The sequence below is a fragment of the Streptomyces sp. NBC_01235 genome, from assembly GCF_035989285.1.
Classification (GTDB): Bacteria; Actinomycetota; Actinomycetes; order Streptomycetales; family Streptomycetaceae; genus Streptomyces.
Window position 1 is genome coordinate 3,588,718 of sequence record NZ_CP108513.1, and the last position, 26,058, is coordinate 3,614,775.

At 70.7% G+C, this 26,058-nt stretch carries 24 protein-coding genes, 1 other RNA gene and 3 pseudogenes; 14 read left to right on the forward strand and 14 right to left on the reverse strand.

All coding sequences use genetic code 11. The annotated features are described in order from the left end of the window. The first annotated feature begins 73 nt into the window (after nt 1–73). The 3 genes from OG289_RS15655 to OG289_RS15665 all read left to right on the forward strand — a co-directional run bounded on the left by OG289_RS15655 (nt 74) and on the right by OG289_RS15665 (nt 3,659). Nucleotides 74–1,417, forward strand: coding sequence for a multidrug effflux MFS transporter (locus tag OG289_RS15655; RefSeq protein WP_327314631.1), 1,344 nt, complete (start codon nt 74–76; stop codon nt 1,415–1,417). Continuing rightward, on the forward strand, nt 1,372–2,538 hold the full coding sequence (locus OG289_RS15660) for a serine hydrolase domain-containing protein (protein WP_327314632.1): 1,167 nt from the start codon (nt 1,372–1,374) through the stop codon (nt 2,536–2,538). Before OG289_RS15655 ends, OG289_RS15660 begins: the two co-directional genes overlap by 46 nt. A 134-nt stretch (nt 2,539–2,672) precedes the next feature. Further along, nucleotides 2,673–3,659: a small ribosomal subunit Rsm22 family protein gene (locus OG289_RS15665; RefSeq protein WP_327314633.1), complete on the forward strand. Its 987-nt coding sequence runs from the start codon at nt 2,673–2,675 to the stop codon at nt 3,657–3,659. Between the two features lies 1 nt (nt 3,660). On the opposite strand, the pseudogene OG289_RS15670 reads toward OG289_RS15665, so the two are convergent. Then, nucleotides 3,661–3,881: pseudogene (locus tag OG289_RS15670) on the reverse strand (alkaline phosphatase D family protein); the annotation flags it as partial. A 207-nt stretch (nt 3,882–4,088) separates the two neighbouring features. Between OG289_RS15670 and OG289_RS15675 the strand changes: the two are divergent. Then, nucleotides 4,089–4,917: pseudogene (locus tag OG289_RS15675) on the forward strand (SDR family oxidoreductase). A gap of 275 nt (nt 4,918–5,192) precedes the next feature. Here OG289_RS15675 and OG289_RS15680 read toward each other — a convergent pair. Continuing rightward, a complete protein-coding gene (locus OG289_RS15680; RefSeq protein WP_327314634.1) occupies nt 5,193–6,380 on the reverse strand; it encodes a D-alanyl-D-alanine carboxypeptidase family protein in 1,188 nt (395 codons plus the stop codon). Nucleotides 6,381–6,604: 224 nt separating this feature from the next. On the opposite strand from OG289_RS15680, the gene OG289_RS15685 reads away from it, so the two are divergent. Then, nucleotides 6,605–8,089, forward strand: coding sequence for an ABC transporter permease (locus OG289_RS15685; RefSeq protein ID WP_327314635.1), 1,485 nt, complete (start codon nt 6,605–6,607; stop codon nt 8,087–8,089). 38 nt (nt 8,090–8,127) lie between these two features. Continuing rightward, entirely contained in the window at nt 8,128–8,820 is a 693-nt protein-coding gene (locus tag OG289_RS15690) for an ABC transporter ATP-binding protein (RefSeq protein WP_327314636.1), read from the forward strand. A 114-nt stretch (nt 8,821–8,934) separates the two neighbouring features. On the opposite strand, the gene OG289_RS15695 is transcribed toward OG289_RS15690, so the two are convergent. Then, entirely contained in the window at nt 8,935–9,261 is a 327-nt protein-coding gene (locus OG289_RS15695) for a nuclear transport factor 2 family protein (RefSeq protein ID WP_327314637.1), read from the reverse strand. Nucleotides 9,262–9,387: 126 nt separating this feature from the next. Between OG289_RS15695 and OG289_RS15700 the strand changes: the two genes are divergently transcribed. Further along, entirely contained in the window at nt 9,388–9,933 is a 546-nt protein-coding gene (locus OG289_RS15700; RefSeq protein WP_327314638.1) for a DoxX family membrane protein, read from the forward strand. Nucleotides 9,934–9,973: 40 nt separating this feature from the next. Beyond that, nucleotides 9,974–10,360, forward strand: coding sequence for a MazG-like family protein (locus tag OG289_RS15705; protein WP_327314639.1), 387 nt, complete (start codon nt 9,974–9,976; stop codon nt 10,358–10,360). A 115-nt stretch (nt 10,361–10,475) separates the two neighbouring features. Here the strand turns inward: OG289_RS15705 and OG289_RS15710 are convergent, their stop codons facing one another. Both OG289_RS15710 and OG289_RS15715 read right to left on the reverse strand, forming a co-directional pair. After that, complete coding sequence (locus tag OG289_RS15710) at nt 10,476–11,945, reverse strand: APC family permease (protein ID WP_327314640.1); 1,470 nt, start codon at nt 11,943–11,945, stop codon at nt 10,476–10,478. Nucleotides 11,946–12,071: 126 nt separating this feature from the next. After that, nucleotides 12,072–12,770 (reverse strand): FadR/GntR family transcriptional regulator, encoded by a 699-nt coding sequence (locus OG289_RS15715; protein WP_442818901.1) that lies wholly within the window; start codon nt 12,768–12,770, stop codon nt 12,072–12,074. Between the two features lie 185 nt (nt 12,771–12,955). On the opposite strand from OG289_RS15715, the gene OG289_RS15720 reads away from it, so the two are divergent. From OG289_RS15720 to OG289_RS15730, 3 genes are all read left to right on the forward strand, one after another. Continuing rightward, nucleotides 12,956–14,386: an amino acid permease gene (locus OG289_RS15720; RefSeq protein ID WP_327314641.1), complete on the forward strand. Its 1,431-nt coding sequence runs from the start codon at nt 12,956–12,958 to the stop codon at nt 14,384–14,386. Nucleotides 14,387–14,560: 174 nt separating this feature from the next. Continuing rightward, complete coding sequence (locus OG289_RS15725) at nt 14,561–15,487, forward strand: hypothetical protein (protein WP_327314642.1); 927 nt, start codon at nt 14,561–14,563, stop codon at nt 15,485–15,487. Nucleotides 15,488–15,692: 205 nt separating this feature from the next. Next, nucleotides 15,693–15,923 (forward strand): MmyB family transcriptional regulator, encoded by a 231-nt coding sequence (locus OG289_RS15730; protein ID WP_327314643.1) that lies wholly within the window; start codon nt 15,693–15,695, stop codon nt 15,921–15,923. 150 nt (nt 15,924–16,073) lie between these two features. Here the strand turns inward: OG289_RS15730 and OG289_RS15735 are convergent, their stop codons facing one another. The 3 genes from OG289_RS15735 to OG289_RS15745 form a co-directional block, all read right to left on the reverse strand. Then, entirely contained in the window at nt 16,074–16,529 is a 456-nt protein-coding gene (locus tag OG289_RS15735; RefSeq protein ID WP_327314644.1) for a hypothetical protein, read from the reverse strand. Between the two features lie 15 nt (nt 16,530–16,544). Continuing rightward, entirely contained in the window at nt 16,545–18,185 is a 1,641-nt protein-coding gene (locus tag OG289_RS15740; RefSeq protein WP_327314645.1) for a restriction endonuclease fold toxin-2 domain-containing protein, read from the reverse strand. Between the two features lie 85 nt (nt 18,186–18,270). Beyond that, nucleotides 18,271–18,741 (reverse strand): ATP-binding protein, encoded by a 471-nt coding sequence (locus OG289_RS15745; protein ID WP_327314646.1) that lies wholly within the window; start codon nt 18,739–18,741, stop codon nt 18,271–18,273. Between the two features lie 389 nt (nt 18,742–19,130). Here OG289_RS15745 and OG289_RS15750 point away from each other — a divergent pair, with 389 nt between their 5' ends. Then, entirely contained in the window at nt 19,131–19,925 is a 795-nt protein-coding gene (locus OG289_RS15750) for a helix-turn-helix domain-containing protein (protein WP_327314647.1), read from the forward strand. Beyond that, entirely contained in the window at nt 19,918–20,139 is a 222-nt protein-coding gene (locus OG289_RS15755; protein ID WP_327314648.1) for a DUF397 domain-containing protein, read from the forward strand. Before OG289_RS15750 ends, OG289_RS15755 begins: the two co-directional genes overlap by 8 nt. A gap of 227 nt (nt 20,140–20,366) precedes the next feature. On the opposite strand, the gene rnpB is transcribed toward OG289_RS15755, so the two are convergent. The 6 genes and pseudogenes from rnpB to OG289_RS15780 all read right to left on the reverse strand — a co-directional run bounded on the left by rnpB (nt 20,367) and on the right by OG289_RS15780 (nt 24,343). Beyond that, nucleotides 20,367–20,773, reverse strand: an RNA gene (rnpB, locus tag OG289_RS15760) — RNase P RNA component class A. Between the two features lie 133 nt (nt 20,774–20,906). Beyond that, a pseudogene (locus tag OG289_RS49665) lies at nt 20,907–21,689 on the reverse strand (DMT family transporter); the annotation flags it as partial. Between the two features lie 25 nt (nt 21,690–21,714). Then, nucleotides 21,715–22,536, reverse strand: a complete 822-nt coding sequence (locus OG289_RS15765; RefSeq protein WP_327314649.1) for a helix-turn-helix domain-containing protein — start codon at nt 22,534–22,536, stop codon at nt 21,715–21,717. 32 nt (nt 22,537–22,568) lie between these two features. Continuing rightward, the gene (locus OG289_RS15770; protein WP_442818902.1) at nt 22,569–23,090 is read right to left on the reverse strand and encodes a TetR/AcrR family transcriptional regulator; all 522 of its coding nucleotides are present in this window, start codon (nt 23,088–23,090) and stop codon (nt 22,569–22,571) included. Beyond that, the gene (locus OG289_RS15775; RefSeq protein ID WP_327314650.1) at nt 23,083–23,511 is read right to left on the reverse strand and encodes a DUF4260 family protein; all 429 of its coding nucleotides are present in this window, start codon (nt 23,509–23,511) and stop codon (nt 23,083–23,085) included. Before OG289_RS15775 ends, OG289_RS15770 begins: the two co-directional genes overlap by 8 nt. A gap of 190 nt (nt 23,512–23,701) precedes the next feature. Continuing rightward, entirely contained in the window at nt 23,702–24,343 is a 642-nt protein-coding gene (locus OG289_RS15780) for a TetR/AcrR family transcriptional regulator (protein WP_442819080.1), read from the reverse strand. A 63-nt stretch (nt 24,344–24,406) separates the two neighbouring features. On the opposite strand from OG289_RS15780, the gene OG289_RS15785 reads away from it, so the two are divergent. Continuing rightward, entirely contained in the window at nt 24,407–26,038 is a 1,632-nt protein-coding gene (locus tag OG289_RS15785) for an FAD-dependent monooxygenase (protein ID WP_327314652.1), read from the forward strand. The last annotated feature ends 20 nt before the right edge of the window (nt 26,039–26,058 follow it).

The window sequence follows — 26,058 nt, forward strand, 5'->3', positions numbered from 1 at the left end:
TTGTGCCGTCCCAGCAGTCTGTTCGAGCTGAGAGCATAGGTGGCGGAGATGTCGGAGAGGGAGGGGCGGCCGTATGCCGGAGGGTGGGGCGATACCCGAGGTGTCGCGAGCGGCCGTCACACACAGGAGCACACGCAAGAGCACCGAGAAGAGCACCGACAAGAGCACCGGCAAGGCCAAGGTGCCGCCGCTGCGCGAGCGGCGCCGGGCCGGACTGCTCGTCACCCTCGTCCTGGGCGGTCTGACCGCCACTCCCCCGCTGTCGATGGACATGTACCTCCCGGCCCTGCCGGAGGTCACCCGCTCCCTGCACGCGCCCGCGGCGACCGTGCAGCTCACGCTCACCGCGTGCCTGGCCGGGATGGCGCTGGGACAGCTGGTGGTCGGCCCGATGAGCGACCGGTGGGGGCGCAGGCGCCCGCTGCTCTCCGGACTCGCCGTCTACGTGGTGGCCACCGCCCTGTGCGCCCTGGCGCCGAACGTCGAGCTGCTGATCGCGTTCCGGCTGCTCCAGGGGCTCGCGGGCGCGGCCGGGATCGTGATCGCGCGGGCCGTCGTACGTGATCTGTACGACGGCGTGGCGATGGCCCGCTTCTTCTCCACCCTGATGCTGATCTCCGGGGTCGCCCCGGTGGTGGCCCCGCTGATCGGCGCGCAGATCCTGCGGGCGACGGACTGGCGGGGCGTGTTCGTGCTCCTCACGGTGGTGGGGCTGCTGCTGGCCGGGGTGGTGTGGACGAGGCTCCCGGAGACCCTGGACACCGCCGACCGGCACGCGGGCGGGGTCGGCGAGGCCCTGCGCTCGATGCGCCGGCTCCTGTCCGACCTGCCCTTCACCGGCTACATGCTCACGGGCGGCTTCGCCTTCGCCGCGCTGTTCGCGTACATCTCCGCGTCCCCGTTCGTGGTCCAGGAGATCTACGGCGCCTCGACGCAGACGTTCGGTCTGCTGTTCGCCGTGAACTCGGTCGGCCTCGTGGTCGTCGGGCAGATCAACGGCAAGGTGCTGGTGGGCCGGGTCCGGCTGGACCGGGTGCTGGCCGTGGGGCTGACGGTGGTCGCGCTGGCCGCCACCGCGCTGCTGCTGATGACGACGGGCGTGTTCGGCGAGGTCGGGCTGGTGCCGGTGGCCGCCGCGCTGTTCGTGCTGATGTCCGCGATGGGCGTGACGCTGCCCAACGCCCAGACCCTCGCCCTGATGCGCGTGCGGCACTCCGCCGGTTCCGCCTCCGCGCTCCTTGGTACGTCCTCCTTCCTCATCGGCGCGGTCGCCTCGCCGCTCGTCGGGATCGCCGGGGAGCACACCGCCGTCCCGATGGCCGTCGTCCAGTTGGCTGCCGCGCTGGTGGCGCTGGCCTGCTTCGTGGTTATGTGCCGTCCCTGGACGAACACAGGGGCGGAAGGAGCAGAGAGCTGAGCGCACCGAAACTGCGCGTCGACACACCGGAACGGGCCGGGCTCGACCCCGAGGAGACGCGGCTCCTGGTCCGCGACGTCGTGGACCTCACCACCGGCGACCGGCCCTGGGCGGCGGGCGCCGTCGTGGTCGCCGGGCGCGGCCCGGTGATCGCCGTCGAGGAGGCGGCGGGCTGGGCGGTGCGGTACTCGGCGTACGACCCGGCGACCGACACGGGCGTGGAGCTCCCGCCCGGGGCGCGGGTCCCGATGACCGTCGACACGCCCTTCGACCTGGCCTCCCTCACCAAGCTGTTCACGTCGGTCGCGGCGGTGCAGCAGATCGAGCGCGGCACCCTCGGCATCGACGCGCGGATCGGCGCCTACCTGCCCGACTTCCACGCGGCCGCCGCCCACGACATCACCGTCCGCCGGCTCCTCACCCACACCTCCGGGCTGCGCCCCGAGCTGCCGCTGTACGACTGCGCGGACGACACGGAGCGGCTGGAGCTGCTGCGCGCGGAGGCGCCGGTCGGCGAACCGGGCACGTACGTGTACTCCGACCTGAACATGCTGCTGCTCCAGCAGCTCCTGGAGCGTCTGACCGGCCGCACGCTCGACGTCCTCGTGCACGAGGGGATCACCCGCCCGCTGGGAATGACCTCGACCGACTTCGGCCCCTGCCCCGGCGCGGCGGCGACCGAGGACCAGCGGCGGCCGTGGGCCAAGGCGGACCGGGGGATGCTGCGGGGCGTGGTGCACGACGAGAACGCGTGGGCGCTGGGCGGGGTGGCCGGTCACGCGGGCCTGTTCTCGACCGGCCGGGACCTGGCCGTGTTCTGCCGGACGCTGCTGGCGGGCGGCTCGTACGGCACCGCGCGCATCCTCGGCCCGGACTTCGTGGAACTCCTGCTGACCCCGCCGGGGCTGGGCTTCGCGGTGGACCAGCCGTGGTTCATGGGTGAGCTGGCGGGCGAGGGCGCGGCGGGCCACACGGGGTTCACGGGAACCTCGCTGGTACTGGACCCGGCGACGGACACGTTCGTGGTGCTGCTGGCGAACACGGTGCATCCGGTGCGCAGGGTGCCGGACAGCTCGCCGCGGGCGCTGGTGGGGACGCGGATGGCGATGGCGGTGCGGTGAGGCGATGCGCGGTGCGGTGCGGCGAGGACAGTGAGGTGAGGGCAGTGAGGTGAGGACAGTGAGGTGAGGGCATTGAGGTGAGGGCAGCGACGTGTGCGGTGAGGGCAGTGCGCGCGGCCTGAGAAAATCGGTGCGTGAACGTCTCCGCATCCGTTTCCGAGACCCTCCGCGGCACCCTGACGGACCTGCTCGACGGGCTCCCGCCCAAGCAGGCCGCTCTGGCCGTCGACCGGCTCATCGCCAGCTACCGGGGCGCGACCCCGACCGACGCGCCCATCCTGCGCGACCGCGCGGACGTGGCCGCCTACGCCGCGTACCGGATGCCGGCGACCTTCGAGGCGGTTCGGTCGGCGCTGGAGGCGTTCGCGGACGCCGTACCGGAGTGGATGCCGGGCAGCCATGTGGACGTCGGCGGCGGCACGGGCGCGGCGACCTGGGCGGTGAGCGCGACGTGGGAGGGCGAGCGCCCGGTGACGGTCCTGGACTGGGCCGAGCCGGCCCTGGCCCTCGGCCGGGAGATCGCCGCCGCCCACCCCGCACTCGTCGGCGCCCGCTGGCAGCGCGCCCGCATCGGCTCGGCCCTCACCCTGGACCCCACCGATCTCGTCACCGTCTCGTACGTCCTCAACGAGCTGGCCGCGCCCGACCGGGCCGCCCTCGTGGACGCCGCCGCGTCGGCCGCGCAGGCCGTGGTGATCGTCGAGCCGGGCACGCCGGACGGCTACGCCCGGGTGATCGAGGCCCGCGACCAGCTGATCACCGCGGGTTTCCGCGTCGCCGCGCCCTGTCCGCACAGCGCGGCCTGCCCGATCGTGCCCGGCACGGACTGGTGCCACTTCTCGGCGCGGGTCAGCCGCTCCTCCCTGCACCGGCAGGTCAAGGGCGGCTCGCTGCCCTACGAGGACGAGAAGTTCAGCTACGTCGCGGCCGCCCGCTTCCCCGTGTCCCCCGCCCCCGCCCGGGTGGTCCGGCGGCCGCAGATCCGCAAGGGCCAGGTGCTCCTCGACCTGTGCGAGACCGAGGAGCGGCTGAGCCGTACGACGGTGACGAAGAAACACGGGGAGTTGTACCGGGCGGCCCGGGACGCGGACTGGGGCGACCCCTGGCCGCCGGTCGCTTGAGTCAGGCCGGCTCGAGTCCCTGCTCGCCGACCCCCGTGACGAAGGACGCCGCCGTGGTGAGCGGGGCACCCTGCCGGGTGACGTAGGGGACGGCCTTGAAGTCGGCGCGGGCGAGGTCGCGGCCGAGGTGACGGTCGCGTAGCCGCGCAGGCCGTTGCAGAAGCGCAGGTGGGGGCCGGCCATGTCGGTGGCCCAGTTGGACGGCTTGGCTGAGCCGTTGCCCGGAAGGTATCTGGGGGGGGCGGCATGCACCCACACCCACACCCAGGCACAGACAGCGGCTGGTTCTCCCATTGGAGTGCTCTCCCGGCTGAAGCCGTGAGATTCCCACCTACCTTGCGGTGGTGGGCTTGACGCGACGCGCGCGCCTGACGAGCGAGCTCGCATGCCGAACCCTGACCGACATCCCCTCCCTTACGCTGCGGCCCCATGAACGCCAAGCAAACCACTCAACGAGCCGAACGAGCCGCCTCCGAGGGAAAGATCGCGGTCGTCACGGGCGCCGGTTCCGGCATCGGGCGGGCGGTGGCCGTGGAACTGCTGCGCGCGGGCTGGTCGGTGGCGCTGGCGGGCCGACGCGTCGAGGCCCTGGAGACGACGGCGGCTCTGGTGCCCGAGGGCACGAGTCTCGCCGTACGGACGGGCGTCTCACGCCCCGACGACGTGACGGCCCTCTTCGCCGCCGTGCGCGAGCGGTTCGGGCGACTGGACCTGCTGTTCAACAACGCGGGCACCTTCGGGCCGGGCGGGGTGCCCTTCGAGGACCTCCCCCTCGACGCCTGGCGGCACGTGGTGGACACCAACCTCAACGGGGCGTTCCTGTGCGCGCAGGGCGCCTACCGGCAGCTGAAGGAGCAGAACCCTCCCCCACTCTCGGCTTCGCTCGAGCGGGAGGTGCCCCCACGGCGGGCGCATCATCAACAACGGCTCCGTCTCGGCGCACACGCCCCGCCCGCACTCGGCGCCCTACACGGCGACCAAGCACGCCCTCACCGGGCTGACGAAGTCCCTGTCGCTCGACGGTCGGGCGTACGGCATCGCGGTCGGCCAGATCGACATCGGCAACGCGGCGACCGACATGACGGCGCGGATGCAGACGGGCGCGTTGCAGGCCGGCGGGGAGATCGCGCCGGAACCGGTGATGGACGTCGCCGATGTGGCGCGCACGGTGCGGCACATGGCGGAGCTGCCGCTGGAGGCGAACGTGCAGTTCGCGACGGTACTGGCGACGGCGATGCCGTATGTGGGCCGGGGCTGAGAGCCCGCTCCACGCCGCCCCACGGGCCGTCAGCTCCCGTCACCTTCTCAACCTGCACAAGCGGAATTTGACCATCCGCCCCATTGCGGCCGGTAGCGGAAATATGCTCAACTCTCCTACACGAGAACTTCACACTTGAGGCACGAAAGTTCCGCAAGGTGCGACCGTAAGCCATACCGAGGGGGGAAGGGCAGCCGTCCCACGATGCCGCGTGGGGGTGGGCCTCGCTGGGACCGCGAGGTACGCACCGGGGACGTGGGACGGCTGCCGCACCATCACTCCGAGGAAGCCTCCGCGGATGTCTCCGCGGATGTCTCCGCAGGTGGCAGCTCCTGGGCGCGACGGGTGGCACGGGCGCGACGCCTGCGCAGCGCGTACGCCCCGCCCGCCACCAGCGCCACCACTCCCCCGGCGCCGCCGAGCACACCCCAGCCGCCCGGGCCGCCTCGGCCGCCGTCGGCCGACGAGGCCTGCGCCCCTGCGTGCGGCGACTCGCCGGAGGACGACACCCTCGTCCCGCCCTCGCTCAACGCCTCGGGCAGCGTCCCCACCGCGCGTGCCGAACTCCCTTGCCCGAAGCCCCAGTCGAGCAGCGCGGCCGTCTCCTCGTAGACGGCGTTGTGGCCGCTGCGGGGATGCAGCACGGTGACGACGAGGGTGCGGCCGGCGCGGGTCGCGGCGCCGGTGAACGTGTTTCCGGCGTTGCTTGTGTAGCCGTTCTTCACGCCGATCAGCCCCGGATACGGTGTCACCCCGTACGTGCCCGACAGCAGCCGGTCGGTGTTCTCGATCGAAAAGGTCCTGCCGCCGCCGGCCGGAAAGCGGGCGTTCCGTGTGCCGCAGTAGGCGCGGAAGTCGGCGTTCTTCAGGCCGTGCCGGGCGAACAGGGCGAGGTCGTACGCGGAGGACAGCTGGCCCTTGTGGTCGTAGCCGTCGGGGCTGACGACCTGGGTGTCCAGTGCCTGGAGGTCGGCCGCCCTCGCCTGCATCTCGGCGACCGTCTTCGCGACCCCGCCGTTCATCCGGGCGAGCACCTGCACGGCGTCGTTGCCCGAGCGCAGGAACACGCCCTGCCACAACTGCTCGACGGTGTACGTGATCCCGGCCTTGACGCCGACGAGGCTGGAACCTGACGGAATGCCGGCCAGGTCCGCGTCGGTCACGGTGTACCGCTCGGTGCGCTCGAACTTGCCCAGCAGGGTGTCCGCGAACAGCATCTTCAGCGTGGAGGCGGGCGCGAGCCGCAGGTGGGCGCGGTAGGAGGCGAGCACCTCGCCGCTGTCGTGGTCGGCGAGCAGCCAGGCCCGGGCGGTCAGCTTCCCCGGCAGGGCGCCGCCCCCGTCCACCTGGACGCCGTCGGTGAGCGGCGGGGCGGTCACCGGTGCGGTCAGCGGCGCGACGGCCGTGAGGGCCAGCAGGGAACGCCGGGACAGACGCGGGGACAGGCGCGAGGATGCGTGCACTGCGGGACCGTACAAGGGGATTGTGTGAAAAAGGAAATCGCCACTCAACCCCTGTCACCTGGGAAAACCCCCTCCGCAGCCTAGGAATCAGCTGTCTCAAGGAATTCTGATCCGGCACCCCGCATTCTCAGTCCTCACACATCCTTTACTCAGTTCCGCTCAAAGGTTCCTCCCTACTTTGAGGCCGCGCCCACAGCGGGCGCCAAGAACCTCTGAGGAACGGGATGTTTGGCATCTATCTCAAGCGCGAACTGGGCCGGCGCAAGAAGGCGGCCCTGGTCATCGCACTGGGTCTGGCGCTCGGAATCGCGCTGGTCATCACCGTCAACTCGGTGTCGGCCGGCATGACTCAGGCTCAGGACAAGGTCCTGCAGTCGCTGTACGGCCTCGGCACCGACATGACCGTCACCAAGGCCCGCACGGCGCCCACGGGCACCAGTTCCGGTGGCCCGAGATTCGAGTTCGACGCGAAGGGCCAGGACGACGACGACTCGACGACGCAGAGCTCGGACCGGGTGATGACTCAGGGGGGCCAGGCCCTGAAGTCCTCGCTCGTCGCGCAGGTCACGAAACAGAAGGGCGTGGCCGCGGCCGTCGGCGCCCTCACCCTGAACGTCACCAAGGTCGACGGTTCCTTCACCCAGGGCAAGGCGCAGAGCTCGACCAGCGGAAGCAGCGGGAACAGCGGCCAGGGCGGCGGTCCCGGCGGCGGGAGCGGCGGCGGATCCACCGCGGCGCCCCAGGTGCAGGGCGGCGGCGCCTCGTTCGACGTCAACTCGTACTCCGTGGCCGGCGTCGACGTCACCGACCAGGACCTCGGCCCGCTGGCAAGTTCGAAGATCACCTCGGGCGTGACGTTCACCGCGGCGCAGACCGACGCCAAGGTCGCGGTCGTCAGCAAGTCGTACGCCAAGGAGAACTCGTACAAGGTCGGCTCGACCCTGACGATCTCCGGGACGAAGTACAAGGTCATCGGCATCGCGACGCCCGACAGCAGCGACGCCGGCACGGACGTCTACCTGCCGCTGAAGCAGGCGCAGACCCTCGCCGACGCGGCGGACCAGGTCACCACGATCTACGTCAAGGCGACCGACTCCAAGCAGATCGACACCGTCAAGGCGACGATCCAGAAGAACATCTCCGGTACGACGGTCACCACCTCCGCCGATCTGGCCGAGACGGTCTCCGGCTCCCTCTCCACCGCCTCCAACCTGGCGACCAGCGTCGGCAAGTGGCTCTCGATCGCGGTGCTCGCCGCCGCGTTCCTGGTGGCCGCGCTGCTCACCTCCTCGGCCGTGTCCCGCCGGGTGCGTGAGTTCGGCACCCTCAAGGCGCTCGGCTGGCCGAGTCGCCGGGTGACCCGGCAGGTCGTCGGCGAGTCCATGGTCAACGGTCTGCTCGGCGGCGCCCTCGGCATCGGTCTGGGCCTGGCGGCCGCGTACGCGGTGACCGCGATCAGCCCGAAGCTGACGGCGGAACTCGGCAACACCGGCGGTGGCGGCATGGGCGGCGGTCCCGGCGGTGGCGGTGGCCCCGGCGGACAGTCGGCGTCGAACACGATGGAGATCGCCCTGTCGGCCCCCGTCTCCGTCACCACGATCGCGCTCGCGGTGGGCCTGGCGGTCGCCGGCGGTCTGATCGCCGGCGCGATGGGCGGCTGGCGCGCCTCCCGGATGCGCCCGGCGGACGCCCTGCGCAGCGTCTCCTGACCCGCCCTCACCCACTCACGCCAGAACCCGGAGCACCCATGTACAACCTCACCGGCGTCACCAAGCGCTACACGCGCGGCAAGGAGACGGTCGAGGCGCTGCGCGGCATCGACCTGACGATCGCGGACGGCGACCAGCTCGTCATCCAGGGCCCCACGGGCGGCGGCAAGTCGACGCTGCTGCAGATGATCGGCGGCCTGGACCGCCCGACCGAGGGCAGCGTCGAACTGGACGGCGTCGACCTCGCGCGCATCAGCGAGGCGAAGCTGACCCGGATGCGCGCCGAGAAGATCGGCATCATCTTCCAGTCGTTCAACCTCATCCCGACGCTCACCGCGCAGGAGAACGTCGAAACGGCGCTCGTCCCGCTCGGCGTGAAGCCAGCGGAACGGCGTGAGCGGGCGGCGGAGGCGCTGCGTTCGGTGGGCCTGGGCGAGCGCCTCGCCCACGCCCCCTCGGAGCTCTCCGGCGGCCAGCAGCAGCGCGTGGCGATCGCCCGCGCGCTGGTCAAGAAGCCCAAGGTGCTTCTCGCCGACGAGCCCACCGGCAACCTCGACGAGGGCACCCGCGACGACATCATGGGCCTGCTGGAGGGCCTGTGGCACGAGTACGGGCTGACGTTCATCATGGTCACCCACGACTCGTCGATCGCCCGCCGCGCCCCACGCCTGGCCACCATCAAGGCGGGCCGGATCACGCTGACGGAACAGGCGGTGGCCCGCTCCTCGTGAACCTGCCGGCCCCCACAGCCCCCGCAGCACCCCCGAGCACTGTGGGGGCTGTGGGGGCTGTGGGGGCTGTGGGGGCTGTGGGGGCTGTGGGGGCTGTGGGGGCTGTGGGGGCTGCTACGCCTGCCCGGTCTCGAACCGGGAGATCCGCCCGTCGTCCTCGACGGTGAAACTCCACTTGGTGCGCATCTCGCCCCAGGTGTCGTTGCGGTAGTCGGCGATGAGGGCCCGGCCGCCGGCCATCTCCTTGGTGACGTCCATATGGCCGTGGGAGGAGAAGATCTCCCGGTCGATCCACTGGACGAGGTCACGGTCGGAGCCGTCGTCCGACATGGTCGCGCCGGGGGTGAGAAGGCCGCGGAAGGCCTCCTCGTCACGGGCGTTGACGGCGGTGACGAAGGCGCGGACGGCCGGATCGCTGAGTTTGGCTGTCTGAATCGACATGCCGACCACACTCACACCGCCGTCCGGCCCCCGCCACCCGAACGGCGCCCAGGACGGGCCGGACGGGTGTGAAGGGTGCGACGGTGGAAACGCGGAGGGGACTGTTTCCTTGCTCAGGGAGTCACCGTGACCTGTTACGACCGACGTGATCTGGGACTGCTGCTGCTCCGGCTGGGCACCGGCGGAGTGCTGGCGGCGCACGGCGCGCAGAAGCTGTTCGGCTGGTTCGGCGGACACGGCCTGGAAGGGACCGGCCAGTTCATGGAGTCCGTCGGTTACGAGCCGGGCAAGGCGAGTGCCACGGCGGCGGGCCTGGCGGAAGCGGGCGGCGGCACGCTCCTCGCCCTGGGCCTGGCCACCCCGGGGGCGGGCGCGGCGGCGGCCGGCGCGATGGCGGGCGCGTCCGCGGTGCACGCCCCCAACGGCTTCTTCGCGGCGAGCGGCGGCTACGAGCACGCGGCGTCCCTGGGCCTGGCCGCCGCGGGCCTCGCCATCACCGGCCCGGGCCGTCTCTCCCTCGACCACGCCCTCGGCCACAAGGTCGACCGCGGCTGGATGGTCCCGGCGGCCCTCGGCGCGACGGCGGCGGCCACGGCGGTGGTCATCGGCCTGCGCAACCAGCGGCTGCGCAGGCGCGAGGAGGGCGAACAGGAAGCCCTGTTCGAGGAGTAGGTCCTGGAGGAGGGATCACGGGGGGTGGCAGGCTGCCCCCATGACCGATCAGGACGAGGCCACGCAGCCCACCCCGGCACCGAAGACGACCGCCCCCGCCGACCTCTGGCCCACCATCGACGCCCTGTGGACCTGGCTGGACGCCAACCGGGCGCACGGCGGCCGCGAGGGTCTGCTGCTGCGCATGCTGAAGCTGTCGGAGGAGGTCGGCGAGGTCGCCCAGGCGGTCATCGGCGCAACCGGCCAGAACCCCCGCAAGGGCACCAGCCACACCTGGGAGGACGTCCAGGGCGAGCTGTGCGACGTCGTCATCACGGCGCTGGTGGCCCTGCGCACGCTGACACCGGAGCCGGAGGCGGTGTTCGCGGGGCACCTTGCCCGGGTGGTGGAGCGGTCGTCGGGGAGCGCCGGGGACCGGCCCGCATGACCTCCGACCTGCCGTCGGGCAGGACCGCACGGTCCGCCACGCACCGACTCCGCCCGGTTCGCCGGCCGGCTGCACGGAATGCCGACGGAGCGAAAACCCCGTCCGGCCGCCGCGTTCACTCCGCGTCGGCGACGACCGATCCGACGCGTTCGGCCAGGCCCGGGTCGCGTCGGACCAGGAGGGTCGCGTAGCAGACGGCCGCGAGGAGGGTGGCCAGTGCCGCGTACGGGAACCAGCTGTACGGGGCGGGCTGTCCGGGCTTGGCGAGGTAGTAGAGGGGGATCAGGACGGCGAGGGCGCCGACCGCGGGCAGCACGAGGTGCCGCACGATCCGGAACTCCTGGGGACGGTATCTGCGGTAGTACAGCGGCAGCGCGATGTTGGACGCGAGGTAGACCAGCAGGATCAGGATCGCGCCCAGACTCGAGGACTCGGCGAAGAAGACCACCGGGTTCATCTGGCCGCCGTCCCCGAGCACATGCCCCAGACCCCACCCCGCGATGATCAGCAGCGCGGTGGCGGTGAAGGTGACGATCGCGTTGTTCGGCGTACGGCGCGTGGGGTGCACATAGCCGAAGAAGGACGGGAGCAGGCCCTCGCGTCCGGCGTTGAACACCAGCCTCGCCTGGGAGTTGATGCCTGCGATCAGCACGCCGAGGGTGGAGGTCAGGCCGCCGACGTAGGCGAGGAACGCCAGCGTCCCGAGCGTGTGCTGGGCGACGTCGATGAAGGGGATTCGGGAGTCGCCGAGCCGCTGCACGTCGTAGCCGAAGCCGGTCACCGTGGCGTAGGAGAAGAGGATGTAGCTCACCGTCATGATCGCGACGGAGGAGAACACGGCGCGGCCGACGTTGCGCCGCGGGTTCTCCGTCTCCTCGGCCAGCGCCGCCGAGTTCTCCCAGCCGATGAACAGGTACACCGCCAGCGGGAAGCCCGCCGCGAGGCCCTTGAGGCCGTGGGTGACGTGGGAGGGCAGGAACGGGGCCGCGGAGAGGTCACCGCGGTGCTCGACGATCGTCGCGACCGAGACCACGACCAGCACGAGCATCTCCACGCCGAAGAAGTAGCCGGCCCACTTGGTGGACACCACGATCCCGCGCAGCATCAGCACCACCGACAGCCCGGTCAGCAGCAGCGTCCAGATGATCCACGGCAGGTCGACGCCGGTGTAGTGGTGCAGGGTGATCTGCATGAACCCGCCCGAGATCGCGATGACGGAGGCCATCGCGATGATGTAGCCGAGTCCGGCGAGCAGAGCTGTGGTCACCGCGCTGACCGGCCCGAAGGTCCTGCCCACGAAGGTGATGAAGCTGCCCGCCGAGGGGTGCGCCCGGGAGAACTCGGCCAGCGTGTTGCCGAACAGCGCGACCGCCACCCCCGCCGCCACGATGGTCAGCGGGGACGCGACACCCGCGGTGGTGGCCAGGAAGGCGAAGCCGAAGAAGAAGCTCATGGCCGGGCCGACGTTGGCCATCGTGGCGGCTGCGATGTCCGCCATGCCGAGGACGCCGCCGCGCAGCCGCTGGGGCGTGCCACCGGCGGGGCCCGACGTCGACGACGGTCCGGCAGGTCCGGGGTCAGGCATGGCGACAGCTCCTTCTGAGAGGTGGCGGCCTTGAGGGGACGGGAGGGGGAGGCGGGAGGAGGAGGGAGGGGAGGACGGGGAGGACGGGGGGAGGGGGGAGGGGGGAGGGGGGATGTGGGGGGCTGGTCAGCTCGGGCCGGCGTGCCGGTGTGCCTTCACCGCTCGTACCGCCGGGTCCATCGCGCCACGGGTGAGTTCGTCGAGCAGGTCGGCGTGGCAGCGGTTGCGGGCCTGAACGACCGCGGGGCCCGGCGCGGGCCGCAGCAGGCACTGCCGGCCGAGCAGGTCGGCGGCGAACTCGCGTATCCCGGCGCCGCCGAGCGTCTCCGCGAGGTCGAGGTGAAAGCGGGTCTCCAGTTCGAGCAGCTGTGCCGGTTCTTGGGCCAGGTCCATCTCCTCCACCAGCGCCCGCAGCCCGTCGAGCCGGCCGTACGGGACCTCGTCCGCGGAGTGCGCCACGAGCCCGCACTCGAGCAGCAGGTGGAAGGCGTCCAGTGAATCCGCCTCGTCCGCGTCGTGCATCACGGCGACGACCGCGTCCCAGTCCGCCGCGACGAAGGTCCCGCCCGCCCGGCCCCGACGGCGGTCGAGCAGGCCGTCCTGACACATGGCCTCCAGCGCGCGGCGGACGGTGATCTCACTGATCCCGAGCTCCTCGGCGAGGACACCCGCGTCCGGCAGCCGGTCTCCCGGCGACACGGACCTCAGACGCACCTGCAAGGCGATCCGGGACCGGACGAGCTCCGCTCCCGTGGGGCCCCTGCCGGTCAGGACGCGCGTGTCCCAGCCGCTGTAGGGGCCGAACTTGCCCGCTGCATTCACCACGGCGCCACCTTAACGGCCTGCTGAGCGGGGTCACGGTGTGGTCCACAGAGGGCTCCCGACAGAGAGTGTTCCGCGCTGCACGAAAAATAGAGCAAGGTGAACAGTTAAACAAGTCTTGTTCTTTTCGATCGTACTGAACTATTTTCCAGGCACCCCTGGTCCGCACTCCCTCCATGGATGTCGAGATGACCACAACCGTCCCCAAAACCTCTCCCACGGAGTCCGGCGGCCTGCAGGCCGGACTCAAGAACCGCCACCTGTCGATGATCGCGATCGGCGGTGTCATCGGCGCCGGCCTGTTCGTCGGCTCCGGCTCCGGCATCGCCGCCGCCGGTCCCGGAATCCTCGTCTCGTACGCGCTCGTCGGCGTCCTCGTCGTCCTCGTGATGCGCATGCTCGGCGAGATGGCCGCGGCCAACCCCACCTCCGGTTCGTTCTCCGCCTACGCCGACCGCGCGCTCGGCCGCTGGGCCGGCTTCACCATCGGCTGGCTGTACTGGTTCTTCTGGGTCGTGGTGCTCGCCGTCGAGGCGACCGCCGGGGCCAAGATCCTGGCCGGCTGGATCCCCGCGGTGCCCCAGTGGGGTTGGGCCCTGATCGTCATGATCGTGCTCACCGCCACCAACCTGGCCTCGGTCAGCTCCTACGGCGAGTTCGAGTTCTGGTTCGCCGGCATCAAGGTCGTCGCCATCGCCGCGTTCATCGTGATCGGCGGCCTCGCGCTCTTCGGGCTGCTGCCCGGCTCCGACCACCCGGCGAGCGGCTTCTCCAACCTCACCGCGCACGGCGGCTTCCTGCCGAACGGGCCCGGCGCGATCCTCACCGGCGTCCTGATGGTCGTCTTCTCCTTCATGGGCAGCGAGATCGTCACCCTGGCGGCGGGCGAGACCGCCGACCCGCGGGCCGCCGTCACCAAGGCCACCAACAGCGTGATCTGGCGGATCGCGGTGTTCTACCTGGGCTCGATCCTGGTCGTGGTGTCACTGCTGCGCTGGGACGACCCGGCGATCCTCAAGGACGGCTCGTACGTCGCCGCCCTGAGCTCCATCGGCATCCCGCACGCCGCGCAGATCATGAACACCATCGTGCTGACCTCGGTGCTGTCCTGTCTCAACTCGGGCCTGTACACCGCCTCGCGCATGGCCTTCTCGCTCGGCCGGCGCAGCGACGCCCCGGCCGCCTTCGGGCAGACCACGGGCCGCGGTGTGCCGCGCGCGGCCATCCTCGCCTCGGTGGTCTTCGGCTTCGTCGCTGTCGCCTTCAACTACCTGTGGCCGGACACCGTCTTCCAGTTCCTGCTCAACGCCTCCGGCGCGATCGCCCTGTTCGTCTGGCTGGTGATCTGCTTCTCCCAGCTGCGGATGCGCAAGATCATCGAGCGGGAGTCGCCGGAGAAGCTGGTCGTCCGGATGTGGCTCTACCCCTACCTGACCTGGGCGACGATCGCCCTCATCACCTTCGTCCTGGGCTACATGCTCACCGACACGGCCGACGGTGGCGGCCGCGACCAGGTGGTCCTGTCCACGCTGGCGGCCGCCGGTGTGGTGGCCTTCGCACTGATCCGCGAACGGCTGTCCAAGAGGAACAGCACGCACGACACGGCGCCCCTGTCCTGACGACTGCGGGCGGGACGGTCCGGGCCGACCACGGCCCGGACCGTCCCGCGGCCGTTCTGCGGTGAGCCCGCGGGAAATCCGTTGTCAACCACACGGCGTGCCCGGGCAACTCTTGCGCAGACGGAGCTCTGCCCCCTTCCCCTCGGGACTGCCATGCTGCGACGCCGAACACCCGTGGTCACAGGCCCAGAGCTCGACGACCGCCACCTGCGCCGGACCCTCACCGAGCTGCGCCCCTCGCAGCAGATGCACGGCCTCGGGGCAGGGGCGACCCGCCCGCTGTGGATGCCCGCGGCCGAACTGCTGCGCGCCACGGGCCGCGACTGGGACCGACGGGTGCACCGGATCTCCGTGCTGGCACGCGCCCTGCCACCGGTCGTCACGGACCGATGGGTCAAGGACTGCCCACGGGACCCCGATGCCCTGGTCGTACGGGCGTGCGCACGGGTCGCCCAGGTGAAGGAGGGGACCGGCTGGTCGGACGATGCATGGGATGCGTGGGGCGGCTGCACGCGAGCGGCGGAGGCCGTCCCGGAGGATCCCACCCCGTGGCTGGCCATGCTGTGGCTGATGTACGCGTGCGGATCCCCGGCGCACGCGGCCGTCCCGGTGTGGACCGAGGCGGTCACCCGCGACCCGTGGAACCGGGCCGCCTACCACCAGATGCTGCGCCACCTGTCCCCGCGCGGCCACGGAACGCTGATGCAGATGCTCGACTTCGCGGAGCGGTGCACGAGCCAGGCACCTCACGGATCGCCAGTGGCCCTACTCCCCCTCGCGGCCCGCATCGAGCTCGTCGCCCACCGGACGGCCCATGACTCCGCCGGCTCCTTCGCCGCCGACGGGCACTGGTACGAACCGCAGGCGGCCGTCGAGGCGGACGCCGCGCTGACCAAGTGGTTCCACGCGGACACCCCGCCGCACGCCGAGGCCCTCCTCGACCTCAACCTGCTCGCGTTCGCCCTGACCCGGATGAAGCGAACGAAGGACGCGATGCCGGTGTTCCACCGCATCGGCCGCCACATGACCAGCCACCCGTGGGACCTCGTGCCTGACGCTGCCAGGACGTTTCAGTACTGGCGGGAACGGGCCCGGGGCTGACGCGACGTTCCCGGCACATGGCAGGTGAGCGGTCGAAACGGCGTCGGCGGCACGGAACCGGGGACCTTTCTGCGTGCCCACCGTGAAGGGATCACCCCCGGCTGAGGCCCTTCCCGGCCTACGTCCTGGGCCGCACCATGGACGTCCTCTCGTGCGACCCGTCCGGGCTTCGGCTGTTCACCGGGCTGCAGGACTGGACTGGCCGGTGAAGCAGCGCAACGTGGTCCGCTACGTCTTCCTCCACCCGGAAGCGCCCAAGCTGTTCGACGACTGGCACGACCGGATCCGCGCCGCCGTCGGCCGCCTGCGCTCCCTGCACAGCCTGGAACCCGACGCCCCCGGCCTGGCCCCGCACGTCGACGAACTGCTCGTCGCAAGCCCGGAGTTCACCGAACTGGAAGCCCGGGCGTACTCGACCCAGACGGTCTTGATGTGATGATCCCGCAAGACTCTCGGTTGGCGAACGCCCGCTGAGCTCTTCGAGCTGGTGTTGCGACCACCTCCAGAACTCAAGCTGTCATCCGGGGCCGCCGATGATTGTCGAAGCCAGGCTGGGATCTCCTGCCACGTCAACGGGCCACACCGACTACTCGGCCCCGGCCGCGGCCAGGTGGCTTCGCATGACGGCCTCGATCTCCGTGGCGTCACCCGTAGCAGGGAGGGCCCACGGGGTCTCGTCGCCGTTCTCCATGACGAAGCTGCTCAGGAACCGCACACTGGCCGGTGAGGGAACGTACGAGTCGCGGAGCCACCGGGCGAACAAGGCCGCCGCGTGTGTGGTCACGTCGATGATGCTGATGTGGGCATAGTCCGGGGCGGGCATGGCAGCCGTCCCGGTGACGAAGACGTCCGGCTCCGCCTCGATCTCGAAGTCCAGAACAGGCACATCGCGCAGGCTGGAAGTGTTCGTCTCCATGAAGGCGTCGGGGAAAGCCCGCGCCAGCGCGTCCCCGAACGTCTCCAGACTCGCCTGCCAGGCGGCTGGGTTCTCCTCGGGCGGAGCGAAGACGAAGTTCGACCGCAGGGTGTGCTCGACTGCCACAGAAGTCCTTCACGCTCAGGGCACGTACCGTGCGGAGCCGGTGACGCCGTTCATGGCCATCATCGACTCCCAGTAGGCCGCGTTGTCCTTGCCGTTGGTCACGATCTCAAGACCGCGGATCTCGGAGTTCGCCGGGTTGGCCATCGCGCTCTTGTACCGACGCAGCTCCGACTCGTCACCCCGGTACATGCCGTCGATCAGCGGGTCCCACTTCGGGTCGCCCTTGGCATCCACCTTCACGGGCTTGGCGAGCGTCTCGTTGACGCGCTCGATGCTGCGGAAACTGCGCTTCGCGCAGTCCGGGTCGCGGACGTGCTTCGCCTCGACGAGGTAGCCGTCGACGGGACGTATCCCGTCCACCATGAGCCCCTGCTTACGGCCGGCCAGCGGTACCTCGCGCTCCGGGTAGCCGGCCACGCGTAGCTGATAGGCGTTGTCGGGGTTGGTGGGGCCACCACCTCCGGCGAAGCCCCCGGTGTTGAGCGAGTTCAGCCAGGTGCGGAACCCGGGCTGCTCTCCTGAGGTGAGAAGGCGGGTGGTGCCGGGCGCCGGAGGGATGGGGTCCTGGGCGGGGATGGAGGGGTCGATCCTGTTGATCGCCGGAAGGATGGCCGGAGCCTGCCCGCGGTAGGAGGCGAGGACCAGCGGCACAGGGACCGGAACGGGCACGGGAAGAAGCGGCGGTACGGGAAGCCCGGGAGGATCGTCAGAGCCCTGGGGGAGCTTGACGCGCTTCTCGGACTCGTCCAGGGCATGGGCGACGTCGCCGAGCTGGTGGATCCAGGGATCGCCGAGTACCGCGTCGAGGAGCCCGCCGTCGTCGCCGTTGCCGCCGAACATCGGCTGGTCCCACGGCATCTCGACGTGGAAGGGGTCCAAATCGTTCTGGGTGATCTTCCGCTTCGCCGCTTCGACGTGATCCGCGTACTGGTCACAGGCTTTGGCGAGCTGGTTGCACGCCGCCACGAGGTTGGCGACCAGTGTCTCGTCCTGCTGGGCCCGTTCGGGTGGCTCCGCGAAGCCGACGAACGCTTTGAAGTAGAGGCGGAACGCGTCCGCGGCCTCCCCGGAGTGTGCTTTGTCGGCCGTGTGCGCGAACACCTGGGCGTCCTCCAGGAAACGCAGCATCATCTTCCCGCCCGCACGCCAGGACACGGCGACGTCCCGCAGCTTCTCCGGCGAGCCGCGGAAGCGATCGCTCATGCCGGCCGGGGCGTACTGGTCGTACCAAGCCGTGTCGCCGACGGCTTCAGGCAACTCCTGGCCCAGCCCGAGGAAGCTCTCGGTGCAGTCCGCTCCGGGGTCGCCCATGCCGGCGGTCAGGTCCACCTGCTTGTTCAGGATCGCGGAGGCGATCTGGCTGTCCCGCGCCATGAACTCGCGGGCGTTGCGCATCAGCCCCTTGCCGGTCTCGCCCATCACGTAGGCACTGAAGCCCATCTTGTCGAGCGTGGTGGAGGCCGCCGACTTGTACACCTTCGCGAACGCCCGCCCCGCGTCGTCATCCCCGGCCATGCCATGTTGCCGGTCGAGTTCGTGGAAGAGCGCGATGGCGGTATCGCGCGTTCCGACCATGACCGTGCCCACCATTCCCATGGACGCCTTGATCATGCCCTCGGCTATGACCTTCAGGTCCAGCGGCAGCCCCACGCTCATCTCCGTCCGGTGAACTGGCCTGTTGGCCCGAGCAACTGACTATCTGTTCTATCGCACAGGCGTCCTTCCCTGTGGGCCCGGTCTGTCACAGGGAGACCTCGGCCCAGACGGTCTTGACGAACTTGTTGCGCGGCTCGCAGCCCCAGTGGGTGGCGAAGGCGTCGACGAGGAGAAGGCCACGGCCGTTTGCTGCCGTATCGGGCGGCGGCGATGTTGCAGCGGTTGTGCCGTCGGGCAATGGGAGCAGCCGGTCCGGGCGGGTGTCGCTGACCTCGACTCGGACTTGGGTTGCAGTGAGGGAGAGACGTACCTCGAAGTCCCGACCGGGAGTACGGCCGTGTGTGACGGCGTTCGCGGCGAGTTCGGCGGTGATGGCGACGAGGGCGCGCGTGACGGGGACGGTGCGGGGGATGCCCCACTCTTCGAGTTGCTGCTCCACGAGGAGACGGGCGAGACGGGCGCCTCGGCGGGTGGAGCTGAGCTGGATTCTGAAGTGGTGGGCGGGAGCGGAGGCGGGGATGAGGGCGGGGGAGGTTGTGGGGGAGGGGGTGATCATGCCGTCACCTGCATGGCGTGGGCGTTGTGCGCGGCCAGGTAGGGGCGGATGAGGGTGTTGTCTTCTCCTCGGAGTAGGGAGGTGTGGGGGTGGCGGCGGAATTCCGGGGAGGAGTAGGAGCAGGGTGCGGGTGTGGGGGGCGGTGCTGTTGTTGGGGACTGGCGGTGGCGTCCGGATGGGGGCCACAGGAGTCGCAGCAGTTGCTCGAAGAGGCGGGTGGGGGAGGGCAGCACGTTGTCGAACTCCGCTTGGTGTGGGTGGCCGGGGCTTGAGGAGCGGGGCCACGAAGGACATCGCTGTGTAGCGATCCGCTTACAGAGTGAGACGGAGCGGGCTACCCTCGCCAGGGGGTAGCAGGTGACAAGGCTTCTGTCACACGGGAGTTGACGTTGAGTAACATCTATGGGGATTGGTTGAAGGCTCAGCGCGAGACGGCTGGGCTGACACAGCAAGAGCTGGCGGACCAGGCGATCATGACCCGTTCGCACATCTCGCACATCGAGGCCGGCCGCCGCATCCCGTCCAAGGAAGACGCGCGACGACTGGACAGGGCGCTGAACACCGGTGACGTGCTGAGCAGCTTCCTGCCGGATGAAGGCGCGGCGGTCGCGGAGTACTTCGAGGCGGCTCTGCTGCTCGAACAGCAGGCAACGGTGATCCACGAGTTCGCGCCGTCGTTCGTCCCGGGCATCCTCCAGACCAAGAGGTACGCGCATGCAGTTCTGAGCACGTCCTTCCCTCCTGTGAGCGAAGCGGAATGTGACAGGCTCGTTGTCACACGCCTTGACCGTGCCAAGATCCTCGACAACCCGGTTAGTCCGATCGTCTGGGCCCTGCTCGACGAAGCTGTACTGCGTCGCGTCGTGGGCAGCCGAGAGATCATGGCCGACCAGATCATGCACATGGTTCGGCTCGTGGAGAGCGGACGCGTGCGAGTGCACGTGATGCCTTACGACGTCGGTGCGTATCAGCTTCTCCAGAGCCTGCTCACCTTGATGTGGTTCGAGGACCAGCCTCCGGTGGCTTACTCGGAGGGCGTCCAGGTCGGCAAGGTGCACGACTCTCCGGCCGTGGTCACACGCCTTCAAGGCGTCTACGCTCTGGCCATGACCGATGCACTGTCACTCAAGGAGTCGTTGGGCATGATGCGGGCGATAGCAGAGGACTACGGACATCGTGGCTGAGCAGACCATCCCGAACAGTTCCGTGTTGGCAGGCTGGCGTAGGTCGTCCTACAGCGGTCCCGAAGGCGGTAGTTGTGTGGAGGTGCTAGATGGCTACCCGGCAGGTGTGCCTGTTCGGGACTCCAAGGCACCCCAAGGGCCTGCGCTGGTCTTCTCGGCCGCTGGTTGGGCGGCGTTCGTTGTGGCGGTGAAGACCAGCGGCCTTCGGTCCTGAGACTCAGGCCGGCGGTACGAGGGGCGGTGGCAGGGGCTGTGCGGGGTAGGCGAATTTTCCGTGCGCCCGTTCCTGCTTTTCTCCGCCAGATCAGCAACCGCGCTGATCAGGGAAGCTCGTCAGACTTTCCGTGGGGTTTGGGTAAGCACTCGGGGGCGAGGGAATGGCAACGCAACCGGGAGCGGCAAAGCACCCTGGCAGGCGGCCAAGCGGCTCAGGTTCAGCGGCAGACGAGTCGGGCTGTACGCCGGGTTCTGTTCCGAGGGGTCCTCGCGGACCCCCCGGCGACGGCCATCCATCTAGGGCCGGCGTTGCCGCCGGCCTCGTGCGGTCTACCCGCGGACTCGGGCGGGCAGCCCTCGAACGTCCGCGCAGAGCCACCTCTTACAGTGGCTCCTTTTGACCTTGCTCCGGGTGGGGTTTACCTAGCTGCCCAGGTCGCCCTGGGCACTGGTGGTCTCTTACACCACCGTTTCACCCTTACCGGGGGCCGAAGCCCTCGGCGGTCTGTTTTCTGTGGCACTGTCCCGCGGGTCACCCCGGGTGGCCGTTAGCCATCACCCTGCCCTGTGGAGCCCGGACGTTCCTCGGGAAGCCCCCTAAGGGGACTCCACGCGGCCGTCCGCCCGGCTCGTCTGCCGTGTCGACCATGTTACCGGGCGCGGGTCCTGCTTCCGTCCCGCCGGTCCCGCCGGTCCCGCCGCCGTCGCGAGCACCGAGCCCGCCAGGATCAGGGTGAAGGCGGCGGCGATCGTCGGGGTCAGGGGCTCGTCGAGGAACAGGGTGCCCGCCGCCACCGCGACCGCGGGGTTGACGTACGTGAAGACCGTCGCGCGGGTGGGGCCGACCTCCTTGATCAGTTCCAGGAAGGCTACGAAGGCGAGCGCCGTGCAGATCACGCCCAGGCCGATGAGGGCGGTCAGGACCGACGCGGAAGGCATCTCCGCAGGCCAGGTTGCTACCGCCGCCGGCGCGTAGACCAGGGCCGCCAGCGCCAGGCAGGGCGCCGTGAGCTGCAGTGTAGGTACGTCCTTCAGCCAACGTGCCGCGATCAGGGGCGCCGTCGCGTATCCCAGCACCGTCAGGAACACCTCCGCCAGAGAGCGGGCGTCGCCGCCGGTGAGATGCGGCACGGTGAGGACGCCGACGCCCGCCAGTCCCAGCGCGAGTCCGGTGACCCGCCGTATGCCCAGGCGTTCGGTGTCGCCGAAGAAGCGTGCGAGGGCGACGCCGACGATCGGTACGCCCGCGATCAGCAGGCCCGCTGTCGAACTGGACAGGTGGCGCTCGGCGTCCGTGAGCGTGAACCACGGGCCGATGATCTCGACGCACGCGAAGGCCAGCATGGGCAGCCAGTGGGTACGGACGGTCCGGACCAGGCCGCCGCCGCGTAGCGCGAAGGGGAGCAGGAGGACGGCGCCCAAGGCGCAGCGCGTGAACACCACCATGGACGGTGACAGCGGGGCGTCCACCGCCACCTTGATCATCAGGTAGGGGATGCCCCACACCACTCCCATCAGGGAGAACAGGAACCAGCCGCGTGCAGTCATACGGGGAGTTTCGGCCGGGCCGAGGTCAGGTGTCTTGAACGCTGTTGCGGTACGCCGCCGGGGTCACGCCCATGACCCGGCGGAACCAGCGGGTGAGGTGGGCCTGGTCCGCGAAGCCGACCAGGGACGCCACCTCGGCCGGGCGCAGGCCGGATTCCAGCAGGGCTCTCGCCCTGGTCACCCGGTACTGGGCCAGCCAGGCGTACGGCGGTATGCCGGTCGTCGTGCGGAAGGCGCGCAGGAGTTGGTAGCGGGACAGGCCCAGGTCGGCGGCGAGGTCGGAGAGGGAGGGCGGGGCGAGGAGTTCGTCGGCGAGGCGGTCGCGGACGGCGTGGGTGATGCGCTCGGCGCCGGGGATCGTGTCGCACACCGGGCGGGCCGTGGAGTGGCGGCGGGCGAGGGCCGTCAGCAGCCACGGGAAGCGGGACTCGGCCTCCAGGGGGTCGGGGCAGGCGGCCAGTTCCGTGTGGGCGCGGGCCAGGGCGGCGGCCAGTTCGGGGTCGTCGAGGAGGGGTTCGCGGAAGTGCGGAAGGCCGCCGAGGGTGCCGTCCGTCAGCAGCGAGACAGGCGCGTAGAGCGCGCGGTAGGCGTAGCCGCCGGTGGGGGTTGCCGGGCCGCCGGTATGCATCTCGCCGGGGGCGAGGACGACGACGGAGCCGGGGCCGGTGCGGATGCGGCCGCCGCGGTAGTCGATGATCTCGGAGCCGTCGACGCACACGCCGACGGTGAACTCCTCGTGGGCGTGCGGTGCGTAGACGTGCTGGTCGAAGCGGGCGGTGAGCAGGTCGAGGGGCGGGCCGCAGCGGCCCAGCCGGGCTCTGGTCCACCACGCCTGTTCACGGTTCACGCGCCACCCCCATGCGTTCCTGACCCCTGGTGCTACGGGTGCAACGCCTTCAGGCCTCGGTTCCATGCCGCCGGGATATCGGCGTCGTCCGGAAAGCGGCCGTGGATCTCCAGGATCACCATGCCGTGGGCGAAGGCCCAGGTCGCGCGGGCCAGGTCGAGATCGCCGCCGCATGCCCGCAGCAGCGGCATCGCGGCCCGGTCCTCCAGGCCGAGCGGGAGCGCGGCGCGGGGCAGGGGGCGTTCCGTGGCCAGGCAGTACAGGTGGGGGTGGGCCAGCGCGTACGTCCGGTAGGCCTCCGCGAGCGCGGTGAGGGAGTCCGCCGCCTCCAGGGCCGCCGCCGTCTCCTCCAGCATCTGGGCCGTCAGCTCGACCTCGACGGCGTGCTTGTCGGGGAAGTGCTTGTAGAGGGAGGGCGCCTTGATGCCGAGGTGGTCGGCGAGGGCGCGCATGGTGAGCGCGGCGGGCCCGGCCTCCTCCAGGAGGGACCGGGCGGCCGTCGCGATCTCCCGGGCGCGCGGGGTCAGTCGTTCGGTGAGCAGCCGGTCAGCCACGCTGGAAGCCCTCCTTCGTACGCAGTCCGTAGCCGAAGGCGCGATCGTACGAGATGTGCGCGAGCCAGCCGCACAGGGCCGCGAACAGCGGGGCCCAGGTGAACGGCCCGAACGCGTAGAGGGCCATGAGCGCGAGCGGGACGAGGGCGCGGTGCATCGCGTTGTAGTACGGCACCGCGCGGGGCGAGAGCCGGCCCTTCGCCATGCGGGGCGCGTCGTCGAGGGCGACGAGGAAGGTCAGGTCCGGGGCGACGAGGAAGGCGAACGCGAAGGTTCCGGCGAGCCAGCCGTGGTTGACGGCCTCCAGGACCGCGAACGCCGACCAGAACAGCGCGCCCGCGAGCCAGGCGGTGCGGCGGACGAGGGTGAGGGGGGAGCGGGGGGTCGTCGTGACCGTGGTGGCCGTGGTGACCGTACTCATGGCTGCTGCCTCCTTGGGCGCTTGGGCTCCAGGACTGGCTAACGCCGTTAGCCCGACAGTCGGAACTGTAGGGCTAACAGTGTTAGCCGTCAAGAAGCCCGCCCGGCAAGAAGCCCGCCCGGACCTCCCGGACCTCCCGGGCCCCCACGGGCCTCCCCGGACCCCCCGGGCCGACCCGGCTCCGTGCGGGTCAGCCGGCCGCGAACACCCCCTCCAGCGCATCGAAGGCTGCCGTCAGCCGCGTCCGGTGCTCGTCCATGACGGCCGTCACCCGCTCCCCCGCGAGCATGCGGCGCGCGGTGGTGACGTAGACCGAGCGGTAGGCCGCGACCGTCATGACGGCCGCGAGGTGCGGGTCGGGGAGGTCGGGGGCGGTCTCCGCGAGGGTCCGCGCCAGGGCCTCCTCCAGCTCCTCGACGCCCTCGCGGGCGCGGGCGCGCAGTGCGGGCGAGTCGACGACGATCCGCCAGAAGTGCGGGAAGTCGTCGTCGAGGCCGCCCAACGGGTGCCGCTGGTCGAGGAGTTGGAACGCGAGGGCGCGGAGGGCGGCGAGCGGGGTCTCGGCGGGATCGCGTTTCCCGACCGCTTGCGTGAACATCTCCACGGCCTGGGGGATGCGGTCGAGGAAGAGGTCCTCCTTGCGCGGGAAGTAGTTGAAGACGGTCATCGCGGACACCTCCGCCGCCCTGGCGACCTCCGCGACGGTCACCTCGTCGAAGCCGCGCTCGACGAACAGGCCGGTCGCGACGTCCGAGATCCGCTGCCGCGTGGCCTGCTTCTTGCGTTCCCGAAGGGACGGTTCCGCTTTCTCTTCCTCCATCATGCCCTCCATCATGAGAAAAACTATAGCGGCCACAAACTTTTAGTGACTACAGTGAAACTCATGACAGAGCTCATGACAGACACTGAGTACGACGTCGTGGTGGTCGGCGCCGGGCCGGTCGGGCTGATGCTGGGGTGCGAGCTGGCGCTCGGCGGGGCGCGGACGCTGGTCGTCGAGCGGTTGGCCGAGGTGGACGAGACGATCAAGGCTGGCGCGATCAACTCCCCGACCGCCGTGGCCCTTTACCGGCGCGGGCTGCTGCCCGCGCTCACGGAGGTCCAGGAGGCGGCGATGAGCCGGTTCCGGGAGTTCATGAAGGCGCGGGGCAAAGAGGCCGGCGCGGGGGCCGTGCCGCCGCCGAGGTTCGCCGGGCACTTCGCCGGGATCATGCTCGACGCCGCCCTGCTGGACGACTCGGACCCGGCCTTCGCGGACCTCGGACCGGTCGACGGCATCGGTCTGATCCCGCAGGCGACGCTGGAGCGGCTGCTCGCCGACCGCGCCCGGGAACTGGGCGTGGAGGTGCGGCGCCAGGTCGAGCTGACGGGCTTCGACGCAGACGAAGGCGACGGCCACGGCGACGGCGACGGCCACGGCCACGGCCACGGCCACGGCCACGGCCACGGCGACGGCGAACGCGGCGTCACCGTACGCCTCACGCCCGGGCGGGACGTGCGCGCGGGCTGGCTCGTCGGGTGCGACGGCGGCCGAAGCACCGTCCGCAAACTCGCCGGGTTCGACTTCCCGGGCACGCCCCCGGAGATCACCGGGTACCAGGCGATCGCCGACATGACCGGGACCGAGGGGCTGCGGCGCGGCTGGCACACGACGGACGTCGGGACGTACGTCCATGGTCCGATGCCCGGCCGCGTCCTGACCGTGGAGTTCGACGGGCCGCCCGCCGACCGTGAAACGCCCGTCACCACCGAGGAGTTGCAGGCCAGTGTGCGCCACGTGACCGGTGTGGACGTGACGGTGGACAAGGTGCACTCGCTGACCCGGTTCACCGACAACTGCCGTCAGGCGAGCACCTATCGCGCGGGCCGGGTGCTGCTCGCGGGCGACGCGGCGCATGTGCACTCGCCGTTCGGCGGGCAGGGGCTCAACCTCGGCATCGGGGACGCGATGAACCTCGGCTGGAAGCTCGCGGCGGTGGTGCGCGGGCACGCTCCCGAGGGGCTGCTCGACTCGTACACACGTGAACGGCATCCGATCGGCGCCTGGGTGCTGGAGTGGACACGGGCCCAGATCGCGCTGATGCGCCCCGAGTCGCACGCGCGCGCCCTGCGCGAGGTGGTGACCGGCATGACGGGGACGGTCGACGGCACCACCTACCTGGTCAAGAAGATCTCCGGCGTCTGGCAGCACTACGATCTGCCCGGCGACCACCCGCTGGTCGGCCACAGCGCCCCCGACCTGGAACTCTCCGACGGCACCCGGCTCGCCGACCACCTGCACGGCGGTCGCGCCCTGCTGCTCGACCTGGCCGACGACCCCAAGCTGCGCGCCCGCGCGGAGGGCCACGGCGACCGGGTGGACGTCCGCCCCCTCGCCGCCCCCGGCCACCCGGAGCTCACGGCGCTGCTCGTGCGGCCGGACGGATACGTGGCGTGGGCGGCGGACACGGAACACGTGCCTGAGGACGCCGCGGACAACACCCTGGAGGCGGCGCTGGAACGCTGGTTCGGCGCGCCTGCCTCCTGACGACGACCGCGTGCAGGGCT